Genomic DNA, 25,486 nt, shown 5'->3' with positions numbered 1-25,486 from the left:
ATATTAAAATGATGCTTGGTTTACAAAAAACCAAGCTTTTAACTGATTATGGAGTTTGCATATGAGTCTCATGAGCCACATACAAAGTTTACAAAAAAAACATAATGATTTAGAAAGACTAATAAATACCGGATTTTTGCATTTGCAAGATAATACTAAAGTCAGGCAGTTAAAGAAACAAAAATTAATATTAAAAGATAAAATCTTATTGCTATATAAAGGTTTCACCAAGAATGCTACTATCTCTCAGAAGTAAAGGATTAGCTATTATTTTGTCTTCACCCTCGGCTACTGGTAAATCTAGCTTAGCTAGAGCAATTTTAAAAATCGACAGTAATCTTAGATTATCCGTTTCTGCAACTACTAGAAGGTCAAGAACAGATGAAGTTGATGGAGTAAGTTACTATTTCAAGACCAAAGAGGAATTTAATAAATTAATTGAGCAAGATGCATTTCTTGAATATGCAAATATTTACAATAATTATTATGGAACACCTAAAAAAGTTGTAGAAGACTTACTAAATCAAGGGTTAGATGTTTTGTTTGATATAGATTGGCAAGGTACAAAGCTAATAAAAAAAACCTTGCCAAATGTAATTACAATTTTTATTTTGCCACCGAGTCCTAGTATTTTGCAACAACGAATTAAAGATAGAGGGCAAGATAGTAAAGAATCAATAAAGTTGCGTATGAAATTGGCTACTAAAGAAGTGTATTATGCCAAACAATATGATTACGTGGTTATTAACAATGATTTTGATACCACTCTTGCAACAATATACTCTATAATCACTGCTGAGCGATCGAAAAGAATAAGACTTGATTTAGGCAAGTTTTATAATGATTGGCATGACCAACTTTGACGTTATACGCGAATTTTGGATAAGAATTAACTAATTCTTATCCAAAATTCGGTGAAATTATAGAAACAATCAGATTTGAGACGGCTCTGCATCTGATTGTTAAATTAACCTGAATTCGATGTAACAAGTTAATACTAGACCCAGTATCATCTCTATTGTGGGTGATGTCACCCCTGCGTAGGCAGGGGTCTAAAGAAGTAGCAAGGATTAAGTGCTTAAACATTTTTAGATCCCTGCTTTCGCAGGGATGACATCGAGCGTGCAGAGAATAATAATTATTCTTACATCGAACTGAGGTTAATTATTAAAATCACATATTGAATGGAGTGTTATATTTTAACAATCAGGTGGGCAGCCGCTTCAAACCTGATTGTTTCTATATATAACACGAAAGTTCGATGTAACAAGTTACATCGAATTCAGGTTAATTAGACAAAATTTCTCTTTAACTGGTCTACATTTATTTCTTTTATAAATTGATCTTGTATTGTCTGCAAGTTATCTTGAACATTATCCCAAAAATTTTTAATTTCTTGTTCGTAAGCAACCAGTTCAGACATAGTCCAATTAAATTGTTCAAAAAGTTTATATAAATTATTTAGGGTGTGTCATCAATTGAGCCAAATTACCATGGAAGCCATATAAACAGCACCCAAAAAGTTCTGAGATGTTTTGTCAAATCGTGTTGCAATAGCTCTATATTGCTTCAATTTTGCAAAAAAGTTCTCAATCAAATGCCTAGCTTTATATAGGTCCTTATCATACTTAGCTGGATTCACACGATTCTTCTTTGGGGGAATCACAGCTATACATCCCTTATCTTTCAGCTTATCTCGCATACGTACATCGGCATCATAAGCCTTATCAGCAAGTACAGCATCCGCTTTCGTCAATTCATTCATCAAAACATCAGATCCTTGCAAATCATGAGCTTGAGTGTGCCAAGAATCAATAACTTCATCGTAGTAAGTTATTGAATGCTTAGTAATAGATGGTGGTAGGTCCACCGAGATCGGCTAGCACGAGCAGATCTCAAACGACCCCACGGTGCTGTTTCTTTCAAGGAGATGGTGTTGAGCGGATGGGGAAAAGGCGATGTAGATCGTCACGTATGATTCAAGGAGACGAGCGTAAGCGAACCAATCGATGAGGTGTCGAAATCTGAGTAAATACTGTCAAAACTAGGGAATCTCAAGCATCGCTAGGATAAGGACTAATCGGTAATGTGTGTTTTGGATTAGTGACAGTCGATATAGAGATGGCGTGAACTTGAATTAGGCTATTACTTAGAACTTGGGAACCATTCCTATTCTCTTTTCTTCCATGGGAGTGGGGTGGATAAAGTTGTAGTAGCGATGAAGGTTTGGAAACAAACTGGAGCAAAGGGCTTTACTTTTGGAGTGATAGAAGATCAAACAACCAATTAGGTAGGAAATGATACTTATATGACTAAACATTATGATGTAAGCAAGGATGAAGTAATGAATGCTTGGAAGAGTGTTCGAAAAAGCGGAGGAGCATGTGGCTTTGATGGCATCACTATAGAAGATGTTGAAGGAGATTTGGATAATCAACTCTATAAGATATGGAATAGGATGTCAGCAGGAAGCTATATGGCTAAATCTGTGCTTTTAGTGAATATCCCTAAAGCTAAGGGGGGATATCGCCAACTTGGGATACCTACTGTTTGTGATCGCATAGCACAAGTAGTTGTTAAGAATAGACTAGAATCAATACTAGAAGACAAATTTTGCCAAAACTCGTATGCTTACAGACCCGGTAAAAGTGCAATAGATGCTGTGACGGTATGTAGAGAGAGGTGTTTTGTGCATGAGTGGTTGGTAGAGATTGATATTAAAGGATTCTTTGACAATATAGATCATGATATATTACTGGATATGCTTTTAAAACATACTGATGACAAAGTTATTGTATTATATGCGAAAAGGTTCTTGAAAGCGACAGGAATAGAGAGTGGCAGGAATATAGAAATAGCAAGGGAAAAAGGCACTCCGCAGGGTGGGGTAGTCAGTCCGATACTTGCTAATTTGTATTTACATGAAGCTTTTGATAATTGGATGCAAGAGATACATAGCAATATAAAGTATGAGAGATATGCCGATGATATTGTGGTTCATTGTTGCAGTGAGAAGCAAGCATATTTTATTAAAGAGAAAGTTCAAGCAAGGCTAAAGCAATATAAGCTAGAGCTGAACCTAGAAAAGACCAAGATAGTATACACAGGAATTAAAAACGATCATGATCATAGGAAGCATAATTTACCACGTAAATTTAGCTTTTTGGGGTATGATTTTAAGCCAAGAATATGGCACGGTAAACTTGTATATACGCCTGGAATTGGCACAGGAGCTATGAAAATGATTAAAGATAAAATAAAGAAGACGTGGCAACTTAAGGTAAGTGTGAGTGGTAGCTTAGAAGATATAGCGGAAAGGGTGAATCCGGTTATTCGAGGATGGATAAACTATTATGGTCATTATAGGAGATCGGATTTATACAAACTAGAATACGTGATAAATAACTATCTAGTGCGATTTATTAAGAAGAAGTACGAGAGTTATGCAACATGGAATAAGGCTTGGAAACACTTAGGCAAACTAAAAGCAGAATCAGCTCACACATTTTGTCATTGGTACATGATAAGTGAATCCAAAGGAAGAGCCGTATAACGCGAGAGTGTTACGTAAGGTTCTGTGAGAGCCTGAAGTGCAAACCTTGGGCTACTCGACCCCGGGGTAAGATGGAATCCCGTTGGATTCCCTAGAGCGTCACATGTGGCATGGATTTTAGTACTCAGCCCCCCTTTACCTCGTCCAATTGCTTGGTCATCATCTAACTCTTTTTTTTAGCACCGGCACTATGTTGATGAGCCCTAACAATGGTTGAATCAATCATGGCATACTCGTTATCAGCATCTTCAGCCAGCATCTCAAAAACCTTTTTCCACACACCTGTCTTGCTCCACCTTGAATGACGTAGGTGAATCACTCGAAAATCTCCAAAACGTTCAGGTAGGTCTCTCCAAGGTATACCAGCCCTATATCGATACAAGACTGCTTCTACAAATAGGCGATTATCCTTGGCTGTTACACCAACAGACTCTTCCCTTCCAGGTAGCTTATCTTTAATCCGATCCCATTGATCGTCACGTAGAGCATATCGACGCATAGAGAAAATTTATCCTTAATTTTTTCTCTATTACACAACAAATAAACGCTCCTGTCAACTTAATTGATGACACACCCTAGCTAAAATATTTTCTGCGTAATCTTTACTATTTAAGGACTTTAAATGATTATTCATGGTTTTACTAAGATTAGTACTATCTTGCCCTAAATCTACTAGAAACTTTGAAGCTTTTGCATCTATAACCATTAAGTTACCAGAAGGTAAGAAAACTAGGGCATCTGGTCTAAGTTTTAAATTATCGGTAGTTGTCACAGAATACTGTATGATAAAGTCTAAATTAGAACGTAGACCTGATGATTTTAGAATGTTCTCAAGAGTAATTTCAGCAAGTAATCCAGCTCCAGATGGAGAAAGAAGGGATTGTTTAATAATGTCTACTGTTCCTTTAGATTGTTCGATATCCCTACTTAATGATCCAACCATGTTTATTAAACGTTCAAACTCGTTATTAAATTTGCTTGTTGCCCCCGAAATATTTTTTTCTGATAATTCCCTTGCTTCTTGATTTTCCCGTCTATGAATTTCAATTAATTGTTTAGACAATTCATTACCAAGATCAAATAAAGCATTTTTTGCAGATGCATAGGACTCCTGTCTTGCTTTATCTGCTTCAGCTATCAATTGACTTTGATAGTCTACTTTACTAGATAATTGCTCAATTTTTTGGATATAAGAAATTTTTTCTTGCTGCAAAATTTGATTCTGCTTACTTGCTTCTAAATAGTTATTTGATAGAAAGCCTAATTCTGCATTTAGTTTGCTTGTCTTATGATAAAACCAAGCAAATAAACCAAATAAAACAACAAGTCCGGTAGTAAGCAATAATGGAATATAACTCATTGATAAATTTACTCTTTAGTTAGTAATTTCGGGATTACCCGCTCTTCTAAAGGACCAGTTGGCATAGCTGGCTTTAATAATTTCGGAGTTAAAATGAATTTAGTCTTTTGTTCAATAGGCGAAAGAGTAACAAAATAACTATGCGGTTGCTGAATTATCCCGTATTTATCCCATTCTGGGTATTGCCTATCTAGGTTACCTTTAAATTCATGAGGGCCATAAACTTCAATCTCACCAAATTTATATTTCTTTAGTGGAAATACTTCATTAATATAAAAGAAATCATTAGGAAATCTACCTAACGTTCTGAAATTAGCATATATAAACATGTTGTCTTTTGGACGAAAAATAAAAATATCTATACATACCTTGTTACATATAGTGTAAAAATCTTGATGGTAAGTTTTATAACCTAACTCGACAAAATCTGTTAATATATCTTGTAACCTTATTTCATCAGCGTGCATTACGCCAATATCTAAGTCATCATCAAAAGGTATGATGCCTTTATGCCTTGCTGCCCCAAGAAGTGTACCACTTGTAATCCAATATTGTATGTTATGTTTAGTCAATATCTCATGAGTATCTTTCATTAATTGGTATAAGCTTAGGGCTTTGTTTTCACTAATTGTATATTTCTGTACTTGTTGGTCGGTAGGAGTTACATATCTCCATTTGTGATCATAAAACTCTACATAGCCTAGGTACAAACCATAGGTAATTATAAGTACTCCAGCTATTTTTAAAAAAAAGTTATTAGTTTTTTTATGATTTTTGTGCATATATATTTCCCATGTTTATTTTAGTAGACTTTTTTAAAGTTATAAACTATAAGTTGCTTTAGTCAGATAATTATATAATTAATAATATATGAAAGTAAAACCAGTAATTATGGCTGGTGGTCTAGGAACTAGATTATGGCCATTATCACGACAGATGCAACCGAAACAATTTATAAGAATATTTAAGAATTTGAGTTTAATACAAAAAACTTTGATTACAAACAGAACTTTAGGCAAACCAACTTTAATAATTACTAAGGAATATGAATTAATAGCAAAAGAGCAACTTAGAGAGCTAAATATAGAAGCAGACTTAATAATAGAACCTATGCCTAAAAATACAGCTTCATGTGCAATTATATCAGCTATTCAAGCAAAGAATAATGGTTATGATACGGTCATACTACTGCCTTCTGATCATTATATACATGATATTGATAAGTACCTAATTACTATTAATGAATCTTTGAATTATGTCGCAAAATTTGGTATTTGTACTATTGGGGTTAAACCTAGTTTTGCAAATACCGAATATGGTTATATTAAAATAAATAAGTTATTAGCAGATAGAACTTACAACACCCAACAATTTGTGGAAAAACCTACTCTTCAACAAGCACAAAATTATCTAGCAAATGGCAAATATTTTTGGAATTCAGGAATTTTTATTTTTAATATAGATTTTATTTTAAAGCAGGCTAAATTATGGCAAAAAGAACTCTTTAAACATGCATATGATGCATATTATTTTGCAACCAAAGATCATAATAATATAGCACTTGCTTTAGAACCATACTTACATATTACCCCAATTTCCTTAGACTATGCTATAATCGAAAATATTAGTCAAATGATTATGATAGAAGCCAATTTTAGTTGGAGTGATATTGGAAATTGGCATTCTTTATGGCAAATACAAAAAGAAGATATAACGAATAATTACTGCGAAGGCGATGTTATAAACATTGATAGTACAAATTCATATATTAGTTCTAATAATAAGCTTACTGCTGTAATAGGAGTTGATAATATAATAATTATTAATACTGAGGATGCTTTACTGATCGTAAATAAATCAAGAGTTGAGAAAATAAAGCAGCTTGTAATGGAAATGACAGAGATGGGACGAAAAGAAGTATTATGAACTTACGTGAGAGTATAAAAAATTATGTCAGCAATTTTCAAGAAGAATATGAATATAAAGAAAGGATGTTGGACTTTTTAGATAATTGTAAAAATCCATTTAGTAGGGAGACAAAAGAAGGACATTTTACCGGTTCGGGATTCTTGGTTAATTCTAATAAAACAAAATTCTTACTAATGCATCATCGTAAGTTGGATAAATGGTTGCAACCAGGAGGACATTGTGATGGTAATAATGACATTTTGGCTGTAGCAATTAAAGAGGCACAGGAAGAATCTGGTATTTTAGAGATTGAACCGATTTCTAGACAGATTTATGATATAGATATTCATCTAATTCTTAGTAATTCTATAGACCAAGAACATTATCATTATGATGTGAGATTTTTATTAAAAACCGTTTGTAACGACCATTTTGTAAAAAATTCTGAATCAAACGAATTACGATGGATAGAATTTGCTTCTAATCATCAAGAACTTGTGCTAGATAATTCAGTAGAAAGGATGATAAAGAAGTACACTCTTATGCTTTGAAGAATTGGCTTCGTAAATATATGATGCTATGATCTCAAGAGTTTAGACGATAGAATCAAAATTATGATAGTAGCAGGAGTCAAAGGGTCGAGCGGCGTAGCGTACATTTAGTACGTGGCTACCTACAATCCCTGAAGACTACAACTGTCGAAAATTAGTAAATACAGCTTCTCTATACGTCTATTAGCGAGGAAACCGTAAGGTCGACGAAGCAATCCAGTAACATCATTTATCTATAGATTGTTTCCTAGATTGCTTCGCTTACGCTCGCAATGACGCTGTGGTATAGGTATTGTAAACTTTCGACAGTTATGCCCTGAAGACGACAACGCAATTCTTGAAGTTCTACCTGAGTATATATACCTTAATTTTTTGGTTATAATTTATGTTAAAAATCTTTGAACAATATAAGTCTCATCCATTTGCTAAATATTTTCTGATTTTGTTTGGCGTAATAGTCGTCTACTTAGCTTATCATATTTATATTTGGATTCATACAGAATCGACTGATAATGCGTATATTGAGGCTGACATATCCAGCGTTAGCTCTGAGATTAATGGAGTGGTTAAGAATGTATTTATTTCAGATAATATGAGGGTAAAAGAAGGTGATCTTATTGCTGAGATCGATGATCAGGATTATAAGTCACGTCTTGCTTCGCTGGAAGCTTCTATTAAGGCATCTATTAAAAATATAGAAATCATAGAATAAAAGACTTTAATAGCTCAAATTAGTTTAGAGCTTTGTCAAGAGGTTGTTGATTCTGCTAGTACTAATTTGGAGATTAACTCAGTTGATTATATAAGAACTCAAGAGCTTAACAAAGAGAGTTTTGCTAGTAAAAAGACGTTAGATGAATCTAAAATGTCTTTTACTAAAGCAAAGACTGATCATAATCAGGCAAAGTTAAACTTGCAAATTGCACAGCAGAACTTACTACTTTTAGCTTTACAGAAAACTGCTGAGGAAGAAAAAATGAAAGGGTTACTGGAAGATAAAAATATAGTAGCTAGAAGTTTAGTAAATACCCAAATTATAGCCCCAGTTAACGGAGTAATAGCAAATAGTAGCTTGCAGGTAGGTAATTTTATTAATCCAGGGAGAGTATTATTTTTTGTTGTGCAGGATGAACAAATGTATGTAAAAGCTAATTTTAAAGAGACGCAAATTGCAAAATTGCAACCAAAGCAAAAAGTTAAATTACAGTTTGATTCTTTACCAAAAAAGATCATATACGGCAGAATACGTAATATATCACCAGCTACCGGCTCAAAATTTAGTCTAATTCCGACTGATAATGCAACTGGTAATTTTACTAAGATTGTTCAACGGATTCCTGTGCTAATAGATTTTGAGACTCCTAAAGATATTACTAGTAATTTGATACCAGGAATGTCTGCTATAGTTTCGGTCAGGACTAATTAACCTGAATTCGATGTAACTTGTTACATCGAACTTTCGTGTTATATATAGAAACAATCAGGTTTGAAGCGGCTGCCCACCTGATTGTTAAAATATAACAAAGCCAGTTCTATATAAGAATTATTAATTCTTATATAGAATTGAGGTTAATTAGTACAACTGTTGAAAGTTAAAAAATCGTCATTGCGAAGTGCTGTTGTAAGGCTTAAACCGTCATTGCGAGGAGCCGCTGCAAGCGGCACTTCGCAATGACGGTTAAGAAAAAACTTGATTATCGACTAATAGTGAAGTATCAACTTAGAAATCAGGTTATATCAAGGATGGTTCGTTATATGATGCAATCTATGATTAAATCAGGGTAATTTAAAAGTCACAATTAATAGTTGTTATAGATATAAAGTTAACTACTATCGATGTCATTTCCGCGTAGGCGGGAATCCATAATCCATAATCCATAATATTTAATAGTTTTTCAGGCTTATTTTTTTAGATTCCCGCCTACGCGGGAATGACATCGAGTGCATATTAAGCACTTTTTCCTTTATCTATTAGGCTTGTAGCCCGACTTTTAAATTACCTTGGATTAAATTATCGAATTAAGCATTGACATATCAGAATAAATATATATAATGCACTTTCTCAGGTCGGGCAAGTATATGAAAATATTTAAAACAATCAATAAATAGAAAAGATATTATGACACAAGATAACAAATATAAAAACTACACCGAGAGCAACGGGGTATATTATGCTATGGGGAGTAGTACTGATGAGAGTTGGGAATCATACGTAGGTAAACTAAATTTAATACGTAATCCTGATAACCTATATAACTTGGCATTATCTTTGTACAAGCAGGATTATAAGTACAGTGCCGAAAAATTTATGAAAATATCGCTACTGGGTGGTGAGTTGAGGGCTGCTGACATGTTAAGTACATGGGATTCTGATAATAAGAAATATTATCAGGATATTAAACAATATTTTGCTAAGCACAAAGATACGAATAAATGGGAGTCAGTTAATGAGAATTTGTCAATTTATAGTGCTGTAATAGGTATAGCATGCTATAACTACAAAGCAGGTCACTCCAACCAATCATGTGGATGGAATGAATTTTATGTGCGTGACTTGGAGTATTTATTAAAAAATATTGATCAATTTATCAATCCATTACAAAATGCCACAATTGCAGTAAAATCTGATAACGTGATAGTAAATCAAACCAATGTGCTAGATGATGTTACAAGTGATACTGCAAAAACACAAACAGAAGTGCGTGAAGACAATCAATCATTGAATGTTAATGCGGAGGAATTATCTAGTGATAATGTTAATGATACTGTATCGACTGACCAGGCAATAATTAACTATAAGCAACTAATAGTGAGCGATGTTGAGGTAAATGAAGACCAAGAGAATTTGTTGCAAAATGTTGATAATGCTGATACTTTGCAGAAAGTAGCACCTGACAATGTCCAATTGGATACTTTTGCTGAACTAGGGTCCAAAGATGAGGATCAGATGGTAGATATCAATCAGTCATTAGAAATTTCGACAAACGATGATTCTTCCTCAATAACTACTGACAATAACCTTACTGAGCAACCAAAAGAGTTAACGGTTGATACTGATCTAGTAATTAAAGAGTGCGATAATTTGGAGCAAGTAGCTGTTAATAATGATACCCAAACTGACTGTACGAAGCCAGTAATGAAAGTATTACCAACTATCAGAAGTACCACTAGCAATTCCGAATCATGGCAAGAGAATGTGGTAAATAGTACAACTGCAGTTCCTATCAACCAGCCATTAGCAACCTTGGTAAGCAATAGTAAACCATTAAAAGCAATAAAAATTAAAGATTCAACACAAAATGATTTTATCAAAAGTGTTAAATCAATTTGGTTTGGGATGAAAAGCTTTTTTTCCTTTGATAAATCATCATCTAATGATGTAGCGCATCAATCAAAAGAAGCAATGCACCATAAAGATAATAGTGTAAACAAAAACTTTACGTTTCAAGATTCTCGCTCTATTACTGAAGATTTTGTGAATACACTAGGTGATGACAATGTTATAGACGGATACTAAAGAAAATTCTACAGCATAAATTTATAAATTTCAGTCTTGGATTAGAACGTCAAATTCTAATCCAAAGCTGGGTTCAACAGTTATGGACTATTACAGTTGTAGTATCATATCACTAGACTATCAGTAGTAAAAACGATGTCACCCCTGCTTCAGTGCGGGGTTTAAAAAAGTCTAAATAGCTTAAAAGAACACTTTCTTATATCCCGCATCGAAGCAGGGATAACAACATTGTGAGTAACTACAACTGTAGTATTAGAATAAGTTGACATTCGTCTAGCAACTTTTGAAATCATAGCAGTATATACTCTTCTGCTTTGAAGAATTGTTTTTTGAAAATATCAGGAACTCGCCCCTCATTTTCAAATCCAATTCGTAGGATCATTCAAGTATACTTCAATTAATTAATTTTTTGCTCGACGACTAAACCAGCTTTGCAAATAAGTTTCTGCAATATCGCTATTCTCTATTAATAAGACGTTTTCGGCATTTCTATTATCAGCTGCATTGGTAAAATTAAAGCTACCAGTAATCACCTTACTTTTATCAATGATCATAACTTTGTTGTGAGCAATACCTGGTACTTTATCTATTGAGACATCAATACCAGCCCGTTTTAATTCATGCATTTTAGAATATCTATCGTGTAAGTTACTACGATCCAATAATATCCTTATTTGAACACCGTTTTGCTTAGCTTTAATTAGTTGATCCACTATATTTTGCGAAGTTAAACCAAATGCTTGAACATAAATACTATCCTTAGCCTTGGATATTTCTTTTGCTATTAATGATCCGCAGCCGGATGGTGGAGTAAAACAAACATTTAAATTATCAGTTTCAGTATGAAAACTGTGCCAAGAAGCTGTTTCTCGTACCTCATTATATCCTATTCCGGTAGTAATGCCGAGTAAGAACGATATTATTACGGATAGATTAAGCTTTTTAGGTAGTTTTTTCATTTTCTTATACTATGCCGAAACCGAGGCCTTAGCACCCTTTAATTTTTGGAAATCGTCACCAGCATGATAAGAAGAACGGGTTAATGGACTGGCGGAAACCATCAAAAACCCTTTAACCCTTGCTACTCTTTCAAAATATTTAAATTCTTCTAGGGAAACATATCTAGCAACTACTGCATGGTTTTTGGTTGGCTGTAAATATTGTCCTATAGTTAGAAAATCAACTTTAGCTTCCCTTAAATCGTCCATTACTTGCATAATTTCATCGTTTGTTTCTCCAAGACCAACCATCATACCTGATTTAGTAAAAATCTCAGAGTCTAATTTTTTCACATTATGCAAAAGACTTAATGAATTATAGTATCTCGCTCCTGGTCTAATAGTTTTGTATAGAGAAGGCACTGTCTCTACATTATGATTATAAACGTCAGGTTTTGCTAATACCACTATTTCAGCTGCCCCATCTTTCTTAAGAAAATCTGGGGTTAGAACTTCAATTGTGGTATTAGGAGCAACTAGTCTTATTTCCTTTATACAATTGGCAAAATGCTCAGCCCCACCATCATCTAAGTCATCTCGATCAACTGAAGTAATTACCACATGTTCAAGCCCTAATTTCATTACGGCTTGTGCTAGTCTCTGTGGCTCGTGAGGATCGAGTAAATCGGGACGACCAGTTTTAACATTACAAAATCTACAAGCACGAGTACAGACAGATCCCAAAATCATAACTGTAGCATGTTTTTTTGCCCAACATTCCCCTATATTAGGGCAAGCAGCTTCTTGACAGACTGTATTTAATTTTAAACTCTCAATTAGTTTTCTTGTATCATGATATTGATATGAATTTGGTGCTTTAACCTTTATCCAATCAGGTCTTTTAAGGGCTTGAGCTTCTTCTATCTTGATTATGTTTGACATATAATCCTGCTTTGTTTATGGTCTGCTTTTTTATGAATTTTATATTCAAATCATTTGAGTATATCATTAAACAAATTGTTTTATTGGTAGTTTAACTATATCTGTAAGGCTAGTGCTGTTATCACAGTTGTAAGATAATTTGGGTTCAATAGGAATCTTACAGATTAAAGGTATATTATATTCTTTGGCAAAATTTTCTCCACTATTACCATTAAATATCTGAATTTTCTTGCCCGAACTTGGTTCAACTAGATAGCTCATATTTTCTATAATACCTAAAATTGGTAGGTTAAATTTTCTGTATAAATCAATCGATCTGACGACGTCTATTGCAGCCATTTTTTGTGGAGTAGTTACTATTATTACTCCATCTAGTTGGTAATTTTCTAAAATACTTAAGTGAATATCGCCAGTACCAGGGGGCATGTCAATAATCAAATAATCTAACTCCTGCCAATGGGTGAGAGATAATAGTTGATAAATGGTCTTGCTGGCCATTGGACCACGCCAAACAATGGCTGAGTGATCCTTAATAAGAAATCCGATAGAAATAATTTCAATGCCTCGCGATTTTAAAGGGGTCATTTTATTATACACTATTTCTGGTACACCACTAATACCAAATATTTGCGGAATTGACGGACCATAAATATCAGCATCCACTATTCCCACCTTGTATCCTTCAAGATTTAGTTGCTCCGCTATCAATGCTGTTATAGTAGATTTACCAACTCCCCCTTTACCGGATGCCACCAATATTATCTTCTTTACTCCATCAATGAAATGCTTAACTTTTGGATTAGTTGATTTTTTAGCTACACCTTTGCTACTAGTTAAAACTATAGTTATTTTTCCAATATTAGGTATTTCATTTAATTTATTAATAGCTTTAATTTTTATTTCATCGATTTCCTTGGAATCTTTACCAAGAATATCAATGGCAAACCCAATATTTTTATCCTTAATTATAATATTAGATATAATACTGACTAATTTTGTATTGTCACTAAAAGTGATATCTGAAATTTTATTTAGTATTTGTTGCTGGTTTATATCAATCATCGTTTTTAAGTAAAATGAAGCTATTATACAGGTTAAATTAGTATATTTATAAACAATAATATTACTGTCATAGTAGTTTTTTTGCTCTAAGATTCATCTTTTTTAAAAAAAGATAATAAATCACTGGAAGTACCTTAATTTTTAGTTTAATTTATATATTAGAGATTTAAAATATTATGGTTTTTTATGGAAGATATTAATTATTGGGACAACTCAAGGTATGAATCTCAGCCTATATTTTTACTAAATATCTCTCCCCCCTTCTAATTTGTTTATAGAACCGTGATATTGTTACAACCAAGATTTATTATTTCAATTCTCTGTATTATTTTTTCTTGCTATCGTTCAACCAAATCTTCAATATCTATAAACACTATAATAAATATAAGGTTAATAAATGATAGGATATCAGCAAGAACACAAAAGCCTAACGAGAGAACAAAAAGAAGCAGTAGGGTTATTATCGATTGGGACTTTTTTGGAATATTTTGATCTGATGCTTTATGTGCATATGGCTGTACTGTTAAATGAGTTGTTTTTTCCAAAATATGACCCTCATACCGCTGCCATCCTTTCAGGTGCTGCCTTTTGTTCCACTTATTTACTAAGACCTTTTGGGGCTATAATATTTGGCTGGATAGGTGACAATATAGGACGAAAATCAACTGTTGTTATTACAATTTTATTATGTCATTATCTTGTCTAGTAATGGCTAATCTACCAACATACGAGCAAATTGGTGTTAGTGCTGCTTGGCTTATCACTATTTGTCGTATTTTTCAAGGTATGTCTTCTATGGGAGAAGTTGTAGGAGCTAAACTTTATTTAGCAGAAATGGTCAAGCGACCAGCACAATACCATATTGTTGCGTTGATTACAGTTTGTTCAACTTTAGGAGCAACAGTGGCCTTAGGTATAGCTTCACTGGTTACTTCTTTTGGATTTAATTGGCGTCTAGCATTTTGGTTTGGTACAGGAATTGCGTTAATTGGTGCAGTAGCAAGAACAACTCTTAGAGAAACACCTGATTTTGCGAATGCTAAGAAACGAATAAAAAACACCATTGAAAAAGCTAATATAGGTACAGAAGGGCTAAAATCTAATCCTGCTTGGCAAGAAAAAGTTAACCAAAAAACCTCTCTAGCTTATTTTTTAATAGAATGCACAGGACCTATATGGTTTTGTATTGCTTATATTTATTGCGGTAATATATTGAAAAATGTTTTTCAATATAATGCAGAACAAATTATTCATCAAAATTTTATCGTTACTTTAATAGAGATGTTCAGTACTATAATTATCACTTTCCTAGTTTATAGAATACATCCTTTGAAGATCCTTAAAGTAAAATTAGTAATATTTTCTATCTTTTCTTTTATTTGTCCTATTTTATTACAAAATATATCAAGTCCTATAGAATTATTTTTTATTCAAATAGCTATTACAGTATTTGCTCCTACAGGTTTCCCAGGTTTTGCTGTGTTTTGTATGCATTTCCCAGTATTTAAGCGTTTTACATACACTAGTTTTACATTGTCGATAACAAGGTGTATGACCGTATTTGGTAACAAGGTAATTGTCCGTAAATAGAGTATAAGTCTCTCTCAATTAGAAGAGAGAGGTTATGCCAAGTAAGACAAACATATTACAAGAGGTTATAAAAATGCGATTTGAAGAAATATACGACAGATACGATAGAGGAGAAATTAGCAACGAAGTTGCAGCAGATTTATTAGGATGTAGTGAGAGAACATTTAGACGAAAGAAAGTGAGGTATGAAGAAAGTGGATTTTTTGGTCTGTTAGATAGAAGGATAGGTCATATGCCACCTAACAAAGTAGCAGTAGATGAAGTAGAGCAAATGCTAAAATTATACGAAGAAACATACTATGATTTTACATCTAAGCATTTTCATGAACAGCTAGTAAAGAAACATAAATTTAAGTATAGTTATAATTTTGTTAGGATATCGCTGCAAGGATGTGGATTAGTAACTAAACTTACTAATAAGAAACCTCACCATCGTCTTAAAAGACCTAGGAAGCCCATGGTTGGCATGATGCTGCATCAGGATGGTTCTACACATGAGTGGATTTATGGACTAGGGTATCATCCGGATTTGATAGTGACAATGGACGATGCTAGCAATGAAATATATTCAGCATTTTTAATAGAAGAAGAAGGAACAGCAAGTTGTTTTATAGCCCTGACAGAAGTCATAGAAGCTAAAGGGTTATTTAGTTCTCTGTATGTGGATAGAGGTAGCCATTATGCTTACACGGCAATAGCCGGTGGTAAGGTAGATAAGAATAACCCGACACAAGTAGGAAGAGCGTGCAAGCAACTTGGCATTCAGCTTATCCATGCCTATTCCCCAGAGGCGAGAGGTAGGTCAGAGAGGATGTTTGGCTCTCTTCAGAAGCGGTTACCACAAGAATTCAGAGTAGCTGGTATTAGAACGATTAGAGAGGCAAATTGTTATCTTAAGGAAGTTTTTGTTCCAGAATATAATGAGCAGTTTTGCGTGACCCCAGAGCTTAAGGAGAGTGCGTTTATCCCCTATACTGGAAGGGATTTACAAGATATATTATCGATTCAAGAGGAAAGAGTAGTAGCAAAAGATAATACTGTTTCCTATAACAAAAAACTCTTGCAAATCCCAAGTAATGACCAGAGGTATCATTATGTAAAATGTAGAGTAATGATACATGAATACACCAATGGAGAACTGGCTATTTTCCATGGTGCTAGGAGAGTAGCAAAATATGATGCAAGTGGCAAGGTAATTGTGAAGTTAAGCAAAAAGGCTGATAGCGTCAATATTGCAGCCTAAAGTGAGCTAGTTATTGTGAATCACTAACTTTAACTGGTTGTGGAATTATGGATAACTTCTAACGAAGTTTCCCACAATTCCACAACCACAACCATCTAAATTTTAAAAAATATTTTTTAAGAATTTAAAAAAAAGATTCACAATAAAACGGACAATTACCTTGTTACAAAACCCGGACATTTTAGAATGTTATTGACAATACACTAGTTTTACATTTGCTTTATCACGTTCTTTAACGTACACTGGTGCTTCTTTCGGCATTGTTTATTTGGTAGATTATTTTAGTCATTGGGGTTTGTTATTTATGATTATTCCAATCCTTATGGGGTTTACATTTGGAATATCTCATTTTACAAAATTAGAGATGGCAGCTGGAAATTATAATTAACAGACAATCCACGGCTATTGTGTATCTCTAAAATATCTAGAGCATTTAAACAGAGTTTAGTTAATTCGTTTTCTAATTCTAATCCGTTAATAGTTGTTGTTATTGACAAAAACGTAATTAAAGTTTCTTTAATAATCTTCTTTACTTTCTCCGGTGATTTAGCCCCAATTGTTTGCAAGTTATGTTTTCTGTCAAGAATTTTAATTAATGCTACATCATGTTTTTTTTGTTGAAATAATATATTTAATGTTTCCGCCGAGCTAATCTTGCCATGAGGCTTAACTCTAGTCAGGTCTTGCACTTGACTAGCCACCTTGCTGCCAAAAATATAGGTAATCATGGGTTCGGTCAGTTGTGTATCTTCAATGGTGTCGTGTAGTAATGCAGTCACAATCATGTCAGTTCTGAAATATTTTGGAATTTTTAGTGCTGTGTACTGGGCAACCATATAAGCCACTTCAATCGGATGGGAATAATACGGCTCGCCTGATTGTCTCATTTGACTGCCATGATATTTTTTAGCGTAGTAGATGCCTTTTTTTACTACATCAATGTCTATTGGTTGCTTTACTTTTGTATTTAGCAAAATTAATTCATTAAGCAACCTCTCAGCATATGCACAATACTGGTATCTTGAATTATCCCAATAGTTAATATCTTCCATAAGAAACCATAATATTTTAATTATAAAGTTATTTTAAACTAAAATTTTAACTGTTTAAAGCATTTACTACTTTTTATTTTTAAAAAGGTGCATATTTTCTAATCTTGTTGTATAAATTAACCTCAATTCGATGTAACAAGTTAATACTAGACCCAGTATCATCTCTATTGTGGGTGATGTCACCCCTGCGTAGGCAGGGGTCTAAAGAAGTAGCAAGGATTAAGTGCTTAAACATTTTTAGATACCTGCCTTCACAGGGACATCGAGCGTGCAGAGAATAATAATTATTCTTACATCGAACTGAGGTTAAATTACAGTTTCTTATCCATAAAAATAATATCCAATAATTCAATAATGTAAATTGTAATAGATCTCTTTCGAAATTTGCTTATGTTAGGGAATTTGCAGGAAATACTTTACTGCAAACTGCAGCGTACTCTAGTATACATGAGGATTCGGATACCGGATCATTGTCCAAATTACCAGCTAGAAGTAGAATTATGCAAGAGGTATATTATTCATCCTGATATACTCCCCACAATACTGTTTTAGGTAGCCATCCAGTATAATTTTTGCAGCACACCTGACAATAATCTTGTTTGCATTTATTAAGTAGGCAACGGACATAATTACTTACTCTTGCAACAATTGTATGTTGATCATTAGCTACTCGAGTCAGAGCTACTAACTCGGGACTTACCACAATCACCGACCTTTTACCGGACAATACACTTGAATGTACCCAGCCTCCTTCTCCTTTTGTATCACGAATTTGCCTCCATTGTTCATATTCTGCAATAATTTCTACTGGTTCACCTTTTTTAACAAATACCCATTCTATAGGTGTATTTATCGAAGGACCAACTCTAGCATTTACCTCATTAGCCTTTATTGAGGCAAATCTAGGTATCGGTAATTTCTGATTATCAGCTTTTGTTAGTAAAGGTGTAATGGTCAAGATTATAATCAAAATATATGACTGTTGCTTTAGTAATTTGATTGCCATGGTTATTCTTAATCATTCTCTTCTAATTCACGCAAAGCATCATCTCGTTTAGCTATTACATAATTACCTGATCTAAATTGCCCTTTGATACGATTTATTTCATATTCACTAAGGCCAATAAATTTTAAAATTGTTCCACCAAGCTGTAACCCCGTCTCATAATTTTCTGGTATGATTGTTGTTGCTCCAGCATCATAAAATTCTCTAGCCTTCTCTAGATTTTTTAATCTTACAATAACTTCAAGATCTGGAAAATGACTTGAAATTGTTCGAAGAGATTTTTTGATAGTAACACTATTATTCATTGTAAGTACTAGAGTTAAAATCCTTTCTGCTCCCACAGCTTTTAGCGTATCAATCTGTGATACATCTCCTTTAAAAACTGGAAATCCATTAGCTGTTTCTGCTTTTACAATTTCGTCATTAACATCTAGTGCTATATAATTGATTCCTTCAGCTTCCAGTACTAATGCTACCATTCTACCAACACTACCAAAACCAGCAATTATTATATGGTTTGTTAAATCTCTTGCTCCAAGTTCTATAATTTGTATTGGAGTTTTGCCAAGTTGTTTATCAAGTCTTTCAGCAAGTTTTTTTCCTAAAATTGCCAGTAATGGAGTTAGTGCCATAGTACATGTCACCACTAACAACAGAACATTAGCCGTACTCTCTTTAATAACCTGAGTTTCTTTACCAAGACCGAATAAGATAAAAGCAAATTCTCCACCTTGTGATAATAATAAACCTGCATGCAAGGCTACTCCTTTATTAAAACCAAATAAAATGCAAGAGGCGGCAATAATGAGCGTTTTTACTACAATCAAGGCAATAGAACAAGTTAGTATAGTTGATATTTGAGCGTATATTTCTTGAGCGTCAATATTCATTCCAACGCTCATAAAAAATAGTCCTAGCAATAAGCTTTTGAAAGGGTATATACTTTCTTCAGCTTGCAGCCGAAATTCTGTTTCTGCAACCAAAACACCTGCAACAAAAGCTCCTAAAGCAAGTGATAAACCAAAATATTGCGTGGCCCAAGCTGCAGATAGAACTACCAATAGAGTCATGGAAATTGGTAGTTCGTTTATATCACCATTGTCCGATGAAATTAACCCAAATAAAGGTCTTAGTAATACTCTACCTGCAACAAATATTGCAAATAGTGCTATGATAGCCTTAAGCAAAGCTGTTCCTAGAGCTATCGCTAACGAATCTTTACTATCGCTAGCAAACAGTGGTACCATAACTAGCAATGGCACAACAGCTAAATCTTGTAATAATAAGATAGCTAGGGATATACGACCTAGTTGAGTTGATTGGCTACGGCTTTCCTCAATAACTTGCATAACAAGGGCAGTTGAGGATAAAGCAAGACCACCTCCAATAATAATTGCAGCACTACTATTACCGCTGATTAGTACAACAACGGCAGCAATTACTATAGCTGTAGTTAACACTTGTAGTGAGCCAAGACCAAATACATACCGCCTCATTACCTTTAATCTTTCAAAAGATAATTCTAAACCTATAGCAAAAAGTAAAAAAACTACTCCTAATTCTCCTAGTAATTTTGTTTGATCATATGTTACAATCTTAAATCCATGGTCTCCAATTACTGCTCCTGCAATTAAATAACCCAAAACAGGGCTTAGATTAAGGCGTTTAAGTATTGCTACAACAAATACAGCTGTTCCTATTAAAATTATAATATTGATAAGAATATGCTCTTCCATTTACACCTTTTCCCCAGAAGTATTAATACATTATTTTTTAAATACACTAAGTAGTTTTCAGTAAAAAATCTAATATTTTTAACCTCAAGTATCGATGTAAGACATAGGTTTAATCTCCTAGATGTCATCCCTGCGAAAGCAGGGATCTAAAAATAACCAAGAATACTATTAGATACTTTAGACCCCGCACCGAAGCAGGGGTGACATCAAACCTGTTACATCGATACTTGAGATTATTTTTAATTTATTTTTTGTTCCACATCTCTTCCAACTTAAAATACTCTCTAGTTTCTGGATAGAAAATATTAACTAATACATTTCCAGCATCTATTAATACCCATTCAGATGTTCCAAGCCCTTCAATATTAGTATCGATATTAGCTTGATGTTTTAACTCTAAAGCTAAATATTCAGCAATTGCTCCAACATTTTTAGTTGAACGCCCGCTTGCAAAAATAATATATTCAGCTAATGTAGTTTTTTGTCTTATATCTATTACTAGTATATCTTCTGCTTTTTTTTCTTCTAAACATTTAACCATAAACTCTTTCAATAGTTTAGTATTTTCTATCATAATTATCTCCAATTGCTAAAGTAACCTGAGGTTACTGTACTATTTCGCTCCCTTATTTGCCAACACCCAACTACTATCCAAATAATCATTACCATACTTATGCAAATATTCCTGATATTTACCTTTAAAATCAGTGATAGTTCGGTGGGATAGAGCAATAATCCTTGTGGCTATGTTGCTAGCAAAATCTCGATCATGAGTTACTAATATTAGAGTTCCTTGGTAGTTAATTAGAGCTTTTTTTAACATATCCTTAGATTCAATATCTAAGTGATTAGTTGGCTCATCTAGTACCAATATGTTACTTTCTTCCAATATAATTTTTGCTAGTAATAAACGTGCTCCTTCCCCTCCACTTAAATTTAGAATATTCTTGCTTACTTCATCTTTACGGAATAATAATTGACCTAGTACACTACGTAGCACATTATCACTTTCAGTAGGTATTTGGTTGGATAACCAATCAATAACACTCATACTTTCATTTAGCAATTCATGATGATCCTGAGCAAAATAGGAAATTTGAGTTTCATATCCCCATTCATAACTTCCTAAATCTGCAAGTGTTTTACCAAGAAGAATTTTTAATAAAGTGGATTTACCAATACCATTTGGTCCAATAATAACAATTTTTTCCGCGCGCGAGACAGTAAAATTCACATTATTTAATATTTTTTTATCCTCGTAGCTTTTAGAAATACCCTGAACTTTTAACGCTAATTTTCCAGATGGTCTTTTTTGCTTAAAATTAAAATATGGGCTAACACGTGAACTTTTTTGGATATCAGGTAATTCCATTTTTTCTATTTGTTTTTCTCGGGATGCAGCCTGTCTAGCTCTAGTGACCAACGCTCTAAACCGGTCAACGAAACTCTGCATAGTAGCAATTTTTTTCTCTAAATGAGAGAATTCTTTAAGTTTTTGTTCGGTAACCAACTGTTTATCACGAACAAAAATATCATAATTACCAGTATAAGTCTTGATAGTACCATAATCTATATCAAGAATATGTGTAGAAATATTATTAAGAAAAGCAAGATCGTGTGAAATAAATACCAAAGCACCTTTGAATTTCTGTTTTAGATAATTTTCTAGCCAATAAATTGAGACTATATCAAGATGGTTTGTTGGTTCATCAAGTAACAATATATCAGGATTATTGAATAAACTTTGTGCCAGTAACACCCTAAGTTTATAGCCGCCGGATAAAACGGATAAAGGCTGATAATGATATTTTTCTTGTATTCCTAAACCAAGCAGTAACTCAACTGCAAAAATTTCTGATATATATCCATCATTGTCAGCTATAATTTGTTCCAACTCACCCAATCGATAACCTATTTCCTCATCACATTGATCATTACATTGAGATTTTTCTAGTAATTCTTCCTTTTCTTGCAAAGCTTGCCATAATTCATTCCTACCAGCAATAACAGTGTTAATAATTGAAGTATTTTCATAAAGAAACTGGTCTTGTTTCAAGCAACCAACACGAGCATTCTTAAGTATATTGACTTCACCAATACTTGCTTCCTCTTCTTTGATTAAAACTTTAAAAAAAGTAGATTTACCAGCACCATTTGCTCCAACAAGCCCATACCTATTACCTTTCTTAATATGTAGGCTCACATCAGTAAATAATATTTTTGCGCCATAGCTCATGGCCAAATTAGTTGTAATAATCATAAGGTATTATCAGGTAATATTGTCCCATTTTTTAATCGTAGCTTAACTTGCTTAAGTGATCTTGGGCTTGCATCAATCACTTCAAGTTCAACCTGCTGCTCAATATCAATTTTAGTACCAACCAAAGGCACATTACCTACTTTTGCTAAGACTAGGCCACCAATTGTATCGAATTCATCATCCTGGAGTTTTAGTGTCACACCAAGAGCTAATTCGAGATCCTCAACTTTCACTCGAGCATTTGATAAAATTGTATTATTATTGATAATTCTGAAACTATCATTATCTGATTTCTTATCATGCTCATCATCTATTCTACCAACTATCTCCTCCATAATATCTTCCATGGTTACAATACCGTCAGTTCCACCATATTCATCCACAACTATCGAGATCTGCACACGATCTCTTCGCATTTTTGCTAGTAAATCTATCAATTTCATTGAGGGAGCAGAGATGATAGGTTTACGAATTATTTTTTTTAGCTGCAACTCTTGATTTGTAATAAGTTGCTTAGTAACAAGGATCTTGAACAAATCTTTTATATGAATAAAGCCAACTATATTATCCAAAGTTTCATCATAAACTAATGTTCTAGTATTAGGTATTTTGCTATTAAGCATTTGGCTTAACTCATCTATACTGGCAGTTAATTTTACTGCCTTAATATCAGATCTAGGGATCATTACATCTTCTACAGTTTTATGACCAAATTTCAGAAGATTCATAAAAATCTTTTTTTCTTCTAACGTCATTTTTTTACTGTTAGATTTTAGCTTTTTAATTGCATCATAAAAATTATCCTCTAGTTTCTCTTTAAAAAACAGCCGAGAGAAAAAAGATTTAAGAGCAACAATTTTTGAAGGATTTTTCAGCATAGCCCTTTTAGAATTAATAGATGTAAGGTTTTCTTTTTTCGAAGAAGTGGACAGAACTTAATATGGGGAGGCAATAGCAAAACCCTTTAATATCTCTACTTCTAAATTTTCCATAATATCTGCTTCCTCGTCATCTTGGTGATCGAAGCCAAGTAAATGTAAAATACTATGTACCAAAAGATGGATAAAATGATCCCCAAATGCTTTATTTTGACTTATAGCTTCGCTTTGAATTATTTCATAGCCAAAAGCTATGTCCCCCAAATACATATAATGTACATTAGGAGTAAATTCAAGTAAATGCCGAAAGTCTAATTCTATATCAGGAAATGATAGTACATTTGTAGCTTTTGCTTTGCCACGAAATTGGCTATTCAAATTTAACATTTCATTATTATTAGTCAGTAATATTGCTAACTCAAACTCTGCAACTCCCTTAAAATTCTTATATTTGCTTAGTATAGCACCAATAACCTTCTTCACTAATAGTTTATTGATAAATTTTTGATTTTTCCAATCTTGACAAGCTCGAATAATCTCTACATTGATTTTCATGATATAGTTTCTTGGCTGAAAATGCTCAATAATATTATATAACAATATCCTGCAGATAATACCAAAAATTTTTCTTAGTGGTAGTATTAGTTTGTGGTATCTTATTAAATAATTTATAATAATTACTATTAACTAGTTAACCTTAAGTATCATGTAACAAGTTACATTGTTAAGCATCAACTGCGAGCGATGTCACCCCTGCAAAAGCAGGGGTCTAAAAAAATAGCATAGAAGGCATGTTATATAGTTTAAGATCCCAGCTTTCGTTGGGATGACATCGAGACTATTAATATAGATGTCTTACATCGAACTCAGGTTAGTTAAGCAATTACAATATATTTATGATAAAAATAGGCAATATTCAGCTACCTCATTCGGTGATATTAGCTCCAATGTCTGGTGTTACTGATCTACCATTTAGAAAGTTAGTGAAAAAATTTGGTGCAGGACTTGTCGTTTCTGAAATGGTAGCAAGTAGAGCGATGATTATTGAAACAAGACAATCTTTGCAAAGATGTGCGATTATTGGGGACGATGCTACTGGTTCATGTGTACAGATTGCTGGGTGTGAACCTGATATAATAGCAGAATCAGCTAGAATGAATGAGGATATGGGGGCAAAGATTATTGATTTAAACTTTGGTTGTCCAGCTAAGAAAGTGGTAGGAGGTTATTCTGGCTCAGCTTTAATGAGAGATGAGAAATTAGCTGCAAAAATTTTAGAAACTACGGTAAAATCTGTCAAAATCCCAGTAACTTTGAAAATGCGGACTGGTTGGGATGATCAAACTAAGAATGCTCCAAATTTAGCAAAAATAGCCTATGATGTTGGAGTGCAAATGATCACTATTCATGGCAGAACAAGATGCCAGTTTTATTCAGGTCAAGCAGATTGGGAGTTTATAAGGCAAGTTAAAGATGTAGTGAGGATTCCAGTTATCGCTAATGGAGATATTACTTCTTTGTCTAAAGCCAAGGAATGCTTACAAAAATCAGGTGCTGATGGCATAATGGTTGGTCGGGGAGTATATGGTAGACCATGGTTTATTTCTCAAATAGCACATTATCTTAAAACTGGAGAAGAGCTTCCGCCACCTTCAATAGCAGAGCAGCTAGAAATAATACTGAGTCATTATGATGCTATGTTAGAGTATTATGGAAATGATACAGGTGTTCAGCTAGCTAGAAAACATATAGGTTGGTATAGTAGTGGTTTAGCAAACTCAGCTGAATTTAGAGGAGGGGTTAATATGATCACTGATCCAATTCAGGTTAAAGAAAAGATCATGGAATTTTATGGAAATTCTTTTAACATCGTGACCCCAAAACTCTAAT

At 33.5% G+C, this 25,486-nt stretch carries 23 protein-coding genes and 3 pseudogenes; 11 read left to right on the top strand and 15 right to left on the bottom strand.

The window, feature by feature from the left end:
• Positions 1-70 precede the first annotated feature (70 nt).
• Positions 71-256 carry a DUF465 domain-containing protein gene (locus AAGD29_RS08295; RefSeq protein ID WP_341755487.1) on the top strand — a complete coding sequence of 62 codons (186 nt, stop codon included), beginning with the start codon at positions 71-73 and terminating at the stop codon, positions 254-256.
• Positions 234-863 carry a guanylate kinase gene (gmk, locus tag AAGD29_RS08290; protein ID WP_341757777.1) on the top strand — a complete coding sequence of 210 codons (630 nt, stop codon included), beginning with the start codon at positions 234-236 and terminating at the stop codon, positions 861-863. Before AAGD29_RS08295 ends, gmk begins: the two co-directional genes overlap by 23 nt.
• A 428-nt stretch (positions 864-1,291) precedes the next feature.
• Here the strand turns inward: gmk and AAGD29_RS08285 are convergent, their stop codons facing one another.
• Complete coding sequence (locus AAGD29_RS08285; protein WP_341757776.1) at positions 1,292-1,423, bottom strand: hypothetical protein; 132 nt, start codon at positions 1,421-1,423, stop codon at positions 1,292-1,294.
• 51 nt (positions 1,424-1,474) lie between these two features.
• Positions 1,475-1,870, bottom strand: a complete 396-nt coding sequence (locus AAGD29_RS08280; protein WP_410521141.1) for a transposase — start codon at positions 1,868-1,870, stop codon at positions 1,475-1,477.
• A 438-nt stretch (positions 1,871-2,308) separates the two neighbouring features.
• On the opposite strand from AAGD29_RS08280, the gene ltrA reads away from it, so the two are divergent.
• Positions 2,309-3,553 carry a group II intron reverse transcriptase/maturase gene (gene ltrA / locus AAGD29_RS08275; protein ID WP_341757463.1) on the top strand — a complete coding sequence of 415 codons (1,245 nt, stop codon included), beginning with the start codon at positions 2,309-2,311 and terminating at the stop codon, positions 3,551-3,553.
• Between the two features lie 50 nt (positions 3,554-3,603).
• Here ltrA and AAGD29_RS08270 read toward each other — a convergent pair.
• The 3 genes and pseudogenes from AAGD29_RS08270 to AAGD29_RS08260 all read right to left on the bottom strand — a co-directional run.
• Positions 3,604-4,052, bottom strand: a pseudogene (locus AAGD29_RS08270) (IS5 family transposase); the annotation flags it as partial.
• Positions 4,053-4,130: 78 nt separating this feature from the next.
• A pseudogene (rmuC, locus tag AAGD29_RS08265) lies at positions 4,131-4,913 on the bottom strand (DNA recombination protein RmuC); the annotation flags it as partial.
• 8 nt (positions 4,914-4,921) lie between these two features.
• Positions 4,922-5,695, bottom strand: a complete 774-nt coding sequence (locus AAGD29_RS08260) for a LicD family protein (RefSeq protein ID WP_341757775.1) — start codon at positions 5,693-5,695, stop codon at positions 4,922-4,924.
• 88 nt (positions 5,696-5,783) lie between these two features.
• Between AAGD29_RS08260 and AAGD29_RS08255 the strand changes: the two genes are divergently transcribed.
• From AAGD29_RS08255 to AAGD29_RS08240, 4 genes and pseudogenes are all read left to right on the top strand, one after another.
• Positions 5,784-6,839, top strand: a complete 1,056-nt coding sequence (locus tag AAGD29_RS08255) for a mannose-1-phosphate guanylyltransferase (RefSeq protein ID WP_341757774.1) — start codon at positions 5,784-5,786, stop codon at positions 6,837-6,839.
• Positions 6,836-7,372 carry an NUDIX hydrolase gene (locus AAGD29_RS08250; RefSeq protein ID WP_341757773.1) on the top strand — a complete coding sequence of 179 codons (537 nt, stop codon included), beginning with the start codon at positions 6,836-6,838 and terminating at the stop codon, positions 7,370-7,372. The genes AAGD29_RS08255 and AAGD29_RS08250 overlap by 4 nt, the downstream gene beginning before the upstream one ends.
• Positions 7,373-7,757: 385 nt before the next feature.
• A pseudogene (locus tag AAGD29_RS08245) lies at positions 7,758-8,798 on the top strand (HlyD family secretion protein).
• Between the two features lie 693 nt (positions 8,799-9,491).
• A complete protein-coding gene (locus tag AAGD29_RS08240; protein ID WP_341757772.1) occupies positions 9,492-10,889 on the top strand; it encodes a hypothetical protein in 1,398 nt (465 codons plus the stop codon).
• 401 nt (positions 10,890-11,290) lie between these two features.
• On the opposite strand, the gene AAGD29_RS08235 is transcribed toward AAGD29_RS08240, so the two are convergent.
• The 3 genes from AAGD29_RS08235 to AAGD29_RS08225 form a co-directional block, all read right to left on the bottom strand.
• Positions 11,291-11,848, bottom strand: coding sequence for a phospholipase D family protein (locus AAGD29_RS08235; protein ID WP_341757771.1), 558 nt, complete (start codon positions 11,846-11,848; stop codon positions 11,291-11,293).
• A gap of 9 nt (positions 11,849-11,857) precedes the next feature.
• On the bottom strand, positions 11,858-12,769 hold the full coding sequence (lipA, locus tag AAGD29_RS08230; protein WP_341757770.1) for a lipoyl synthase: 912 nt from the start codon (positions 12,767-12,769) through the stop codon (positions 11,858-11,860).
• Between the two features lie 66 nt (positions 12,770-12,835).
• On the bottom strand, positions 12,836-13,831 hold the full coding sequence (locus AAGD29_RS08225; RefSeq protein ID WP_341757769.1) for an Mrp/NBP35 family ATP-binding protein: 996 nt from the start codon (positions 13,829-13,831) through the stop codon (positions 12,836-12,838).
• Positions 13,832-14,228: 397 nt separating this feature from the next.
• Between AAGD29_RS08225 and AAGD29_RS08220 the strand changes: the two genes are divergently transcribed.
• Genes AAGD29_RS08220 through AAGD29_RS08210 form a run of 3 tightly spaced genes read left to right on the top strand, consistent with a single transcriptional unit; the run spans position 14,229 to position 16,664 of the window.
• Entirely contained in the window at positions 14,229-14,537 is a 309-nt protein-coding gene (locus AAGD29_RS08220) for an MFS transporter (RefSeq protein ID WP_341757768.1), read from the top strand.
• Positions 14,519-15,421 (top strand): MFS transporter, encoded by a 903-nt coding sequence (locus AAGD29_RS08215; RefSeq protein WP_341757767.1) that lies wholly within the window; start codon positions 14,519-14,521, stop codon positions 15,419-15,421. The genes AAGD29_RS08220 and AAGD29_RS08215 overlap by 19 nt, the downstream gene beginning before the upstream one ends.
• Before the next feature lie 34 nt (positions 15,422-15,455).
• Positions 15,456-16,664 (top strand): ISNCY family transposase, encoded by a 1,209-nt coding sequence (locus AAGD29_RS08210; RefSeq protein ID WP_341757766.1) that lies wholly within the window; start codon positions 15,456-15,458, stop codon positions 16,662-16,664.
• 350 nt (positions 16,665-17,014) lie between these two features.
• On the opposite strand, the gene AAGD29_RS08205 is transcribed toward AAGD29_RS08210, so the two are convergent.
• The 7 genes from AAGD29_RS08205 to ybeY form a co-directional block, all read right to left on the bottom strand.
• Entirely contained in the window at positions 17,015-17,716 is a 702-nt protein-coding gene (locus tag AAGD29_RS08205) for an HD domain-containing protein (protein WP_341757765.1), read from the bottom strand.
• Positions 17,717-18,230: 514 nt separating this feature from the next.
• Entirely contained in the window at positions 18,231-18,722 is a 492-nt protein-coding gene (locus tag AAGD29_RS08200) for an SH3 domain-containing protein (protein WP_341757764.1), read from the bottom strand.
• Positions 18,723-18,730: 8 nt separating this feature from the next.
• The gene (locus AAGD29_RS08195) at positions 18,731-20,458 is read right to left on the bottom strand and encodes a cation:proton antiporter (RefSeq protein WP_341757763.1); all 1,728 of its coding nucleotides are present in this window, start codon (positions 20,456-20,458) and stop codon (positions 18,731-18,733) included.
• A 244-nt stretch (positions 20,459-20,702) separates the two neighbouring features.
• A complete protein-coding gene (rsfS, locus tag AAGD29_RS08190; protein ID WP_341757762.1) occupies positions 20,703-21,032 on the bottom strand; it encodes a ribosome silencing factor in 330 nt (109 codons plus the stop codon).
• Between the two features lie 39 nt (positions 21,033-21,071).
• Positions 21,072-22,661, bottom strand: coding sequence for a ribosomal protection-like ABC-F family protein (abc-f, locus tag AAGD29_RS08185; RefSeq protein ID WP_341757761.1), 1,590 nt, complete (start codon positions 22,659-22,661; stop codon positions 21,072-21,074).
• Positions 22,662-22,714: 53 nt separating this feature from the next.
• On the bottom strand, positions 22,715-23,650 hold the full coding sequence (locus AAGD29_RS08180; protein WP_410521203.1) for a hemolysin family protein: 936 nt from the start codon (positions 23,648-23,650) through the stop codon (positions 22,715-22,717).
• Between the two features lie 3 nt (positions 23,651-23,653).
• On the bottom strand, positions 23,654-24,151 hold the full coding sequence (gene ybeY / locus AAGD29_RS08175) for an rRNA maturation RNase YbeY (protein WP_341757759.1): 498 nt from the start codon (positions 24,149-24,151) through the stop codon (positions 23,654-23,656).
• Between the two features lie 341 nt (positions 24,152-24,492).
• Between ybeY and dusB the strand changes: the two genes are divergently transcribed.
• Positions 24,493-25,485, top strand: coding sequence for a tRNA dihydrouridine synthase DusB (gene dusB, locus AAGD29_RS08170; RefSeq protein ID WP_341757758.1), 993 nt, complete (start codon positions 24,493-24,495; stop codon positions 25,483-25,485).
• The last annotated feature ends 1 nt before the right edge of the window (position 25,486 follow it).

The organism is Candidatus Tisiphia endosymbiont of Ditula angustiorana, from assembly GCF_964026425.1.
GTDB lineage: Bacteria > Pseudomonadota > Alphaproteobacteria > Rickettsiales > Rickettsiaceae > Tisiphia.
The sequence above is the reverse complement of the archived record's forward strand: the minus strand, read 5'-3'. Positions and strand labels throughout refer to the sequence as shown.

Bases quoted from the DNA above. Each gene is read 5' to 3' on its own strand.
- AAGD29_RS08295 (WP_341755487.1), top strand. From the start codon at position 71: ATGAGCCACATACAAAGTTTACAAAAAAAACATAATGATTTAGAAAGA.
- gmk (WP_341757777.1), top strand. From the start codon at position 234: ATGCTACTATCTCTCAGAAGTAAAGGATTAGCTATTATTTTGTCTTCA.
- AAGD29_RS08285 (WP_341757776.1), bottom strand. From the start codon at position 1,423: ATGTCTGAACTGGTTGCTTACGAACAAGAAATTAAAAATTTTTGGGAT.
- ltrA (WP_341757463.1), top strand. From the start codon at position 2,309: ATGACTAAACATTATGATGTAAGCAAGGATGAAGTAATGAATGCTTGG.
- AAGD29_RS08260 (WP_341757775.1), bottom strand. From the start codon at position 5,695: ATGCACAAAAATCATAAAAAAACTAATAACTTTTTTTTAAAAATAGCT.
- AAGD29_RS08255 (WP_341757774.1), top strand. From the start codon at position 5,784: ATGAAAGTAAAACCAGTAATTATGGCTGGTGGTCTAGGAACTAGATTA.
- AAGD29_RS08250 (WP_341757773.1), top strand. From the start codon at position 6,836: ATGAACTTACGTGAGAGTATAAAAAATTATGTCAGCAATTTTCAAGAA.
- AAGD29_RS08240 (WP_341757772.1), top strand. From the start codon at position 9,492: ATGACACAAGATAACAAATATAAAAACTACACCGAGAGCAACGGGGTA.
- AAGD29_RS08235 (WP_341757771.1), bottom strand. From the start codon at position 11,848: ATGAAAAAACTACCTAAAAAGCTTAATCTATCCGTAATAATATCGTTC.
- lipA (WP_341757770.1), bottom strand. From the start codon at position 12,769: ATGTCAAACATAATCAAGATAGAAGAAGCTCAAGCCCTTAAAAGACCT.
- AAGD29_RS08225 (WP_341757769.1), bottom strand. From the start codon at position 13,831: ATGATTGATATAAACCAGCAACAAATACTAAATAAAATTTCAGATATC.
- AAGD29_RS08220 (WP_341757768.1), top strand. From the start codon at position 14,229: ATGATAGGATATCAGCAAGAACACAAAAGCCTAACGAGAGAACAAAAA.
- AAGD29_RS08215 (WP_341757767.1), top strand. From the start codon at position 14,519: ATGTCATTATCTTGTCTAGTAATGGCTAATCTACCAACATACGAGCAA.
- AAGD29_RS08210 (WP_341757766.1), top strand. From the start codon at position 15,456: ATGCCAAGTAAGACAAACATATTACAAGAGGTTATAAAAATGCGATTT.
- AAGD29_RS08205 (WP_341757765.1), bottom strand. From the start codon at position 17,716: ATGGAAGATATTAACTATTGGGATAATTCAAGATACCAGTATTGTGCA.
- AAGD29_RS08200 (WP_341757764.1), bottom strand. From the start codon at position 18,722: ATGGCAATCAAATTACTAAAGCAACAGTCATATATTTTGATTATAATC.
- AAGD29_RS08195 (WP_341757763.1), bottom strand. From the start codon at position 20,458: ATGGAAGAGCATATTCTTATCAATATTATAATTTTAATAGGAACAGCT.
- rsfS (WP_341757762.1), bottom strand. From the start codon at position 21,032: ATGATAGAAAATACTAAACTATTGAAAGAGTTTATGGTTAAATGTTTA.
- ybeY (WP_341757759.1), bottom strand. From the start codon at position 24,151: ATGAAAATCAATGTAGAGATTATTCGAGCTTGTCAAGATTGGAAAAAT.
- dusB (WP_341757758.1), top strand. From the start codon at position 24,493: ATGATAAAAATAGGCAATATTCAGCTACCTCATTCGGTGATATTAGCT.